1 protein-coding gene and 1 pseudogene are annotated in these 2369 nt (G+C 64.3%); both read left to right on the plus strand.

Going from position 1 to position 2369, the window contains the following annotated elements; genetic code table 11:
* Positions 1 to 952, plus strand: a pseudogene (locus tag VFW69_RS06735) (hypothetical protein); the annotation flags it as partial.
* 163 nt (positions 953 to 1115) lie between these two features.
* On the plus strand, positions 1116 to 2369 hold a 1254-nt coding region (locus VFW69_RS06740), incomplete at its 3' end, for a TonB-dependent receptor plug domain-containing protein (protein ID WP_526499429.1).

Genomic DNA, 2369 nt, shown 5'->3' on the forward strand with positions numbered 1-2369 from the left:
CCGCTCCGGTCCGATCGTCCGCAAGGCCTATCGCTACCAGGTGCAGGGACCCAATGCGATGGACCTGATCGCGAAGGTCACCGGCACGCCGGTCCCGGCGCTGAAATTCTTTCACATGACCGAGATCACCATCGCCGGCCGCACGGTGCGCGCGCTGCGCCACGGAATGGCCGGGCAGCCGGGACTGGAACTGTTCGGTCCCTGGGACGAACGCGAGGATGTGCGCCAGGCCATCGTCAATGCCGGCACCGATTTCGGGCTGCGCCAGGTGGGTGCGCGCGCCTATTCGTCCAACACGCTGGAGTCGGGCTGGATCCCGTCGCCGTTGCCGGCGGTGTACACCGGGGAGAAGCTGCAGGCGTATCGGGAATGGCTGCCGGCGACGACCTACGAGGCGATCGGGTCGCTCGGGGGTAGCTACGTGTCAAACCGGATCGAAGACTACTACCTGACTCCGTTCGATCTGGGCTACGGATCATTCGTGAAGTTCGACCATGACTTCATCGGTCGCGAGGCACTGCAGAAGATGGACCCGGCGGCCAGCCGCCAGAAGGTCACGCTGGCGCTGGACAATGCCGACGTCACCCGCGCGTTGGGTACGATGTTCCAGAAGTCCGATCGGGCCAAGTATTTTGATTTTCCTTCAGCGGTTTACTGTACCTGGCCGTACGACAAAGTCATGCGCAATGGCAAGACCATTGGGATCTCCACCTGGTGCGGCTACAGCTCGAACGAGGGCCGGATGCTGACCCTGGCGATGCTCGAACCCGCCCACGCCCAGCCCGGCACCGAGGTCACCTTCGTCTGGGGTGAAGAGGGCGGCGGGACGTCCAAACCGACGGTCGAGCGGCATGTGCAGACGGAGATCCGCGGCATCGTCAGTCCGGTCCCGTACGCCGAAGTAGCGCGCGCGACCTACGCCCCCGGGTGGCGTACGGCGCAACACTCATGAGAGTCAGCGCCCGGATGGGCGAGGTGCATTGCACGCGCGGTGGAAAACGGGTGGGGGCATAGGTGTACTATCGGAGTGTTTGCCGCGGGCTGTCTCACGGCAAGCTGTTGTTGCTGAACAAATAACGGTCTAGCAGGGGGTCGAAATGAATCCGAATACTGACGTGGCTCGCAGCCTGCGCCATTGGATGGCGGTTCTGTGCGGAGTCGGCCTCGCGGCATTCGCCGTCAGTGCGCCGGCGCAACAGGCACAGTCGGGGGTCGCCGCCGGCGAGGAGAGCGGGGGTCTCGCAGAAGTCGTGGTCACGGCCGAGCGTCGTGCAGAGAACATCCAGAACGTGCCGATCACCGTCGACGCGTTCTCGGCCGACACCATGCAGAGCCGCAACATCACCGACATCAAAGCGCTGGGCAATCTGACCCCGGGTGTCAACCTGGATGCCGGCGCGCCGTTCTCCGGCGATCGCTCGGTGCTATCAGCCTCGATCCGCGGCGTCGGCCAGGACGATTTCGCCTTCAACCTGAATCCGGGTGTCGGCGTCTACGTCGACGGCGTGTTTCTGGCGCGCACCATCGGCGCCAACCAGAACCTGCTCGACGTCGACCGCGTCGAAATATTGAAAGGCCCGCAGGGCACGCTGTTCGGCGCCAACACCATCGGCGGCGCGATCAGCATTACCACCCACACACCCGGCGATGATACGCGGTTCATCGCTACCGCCACCGGCGGCAGCTACGACCGGCGCGACTTCGGCTTCACGGCCGATATTCCGATCATCAAGGGCACACTGCTGTCGAGCATCAGCGTGTCGTCGCAGGATCAGACCGGCTGGATGAAGGTCGTTCCCTATCCGGCCAACTCGCCGTACTCGCTGGCCTCGATGACGGTCATCCCAATGTCCGATTTTGCGCAGTCGGGCCTTGGCACCAGCGACACCTACGGCGGCACCGGCCTGCAGGTCATTCGCGGCAAGCTGGTGTGGCACGCGACCGACAAGATGGACTGGACGATGGCGGCCGATTGGTCGCACGAGGACACCACCGCCCTGGGCTATACGGTGCTCCAGACATTTGCCGGCAATGCAGCGTCCTCCACCTTCTCGTCGTTGTACAACCTCTGCATCAGCAACAATGCATCGACGATTGGGGCCGCTATCGCGGCGGGGACTACTCCGCCCAACGTCATATTCCCTGCCGGCGCGCCGCCTAACATATTTTTCTCGCTCGCGTGTGCAAGTCCGCGCGCACAAGTGCCGGGCATCTCGCGGGGCGCACCGCCGCTTCTCGGCGCCGGCTATGTGGGCGGACCGGCCGGTCCCTACAACTTTCTGAACCACCCCGGTACCGCCTATCTGGGCAGCGCCAATCCGTACCCCTGGTGGGGCCCCGCGGCCGTCAACACCGGCAACATCAATACG

It is taken from the genome of Mycobacterium sp. (assembly GCF_036273375.1).
Classification (GTDB): domain Bacteria; phylum Actinomycetota; class Actinomycetes; order Mycobacteriales; family Mycobacteriaceae; genus Mycobacterium.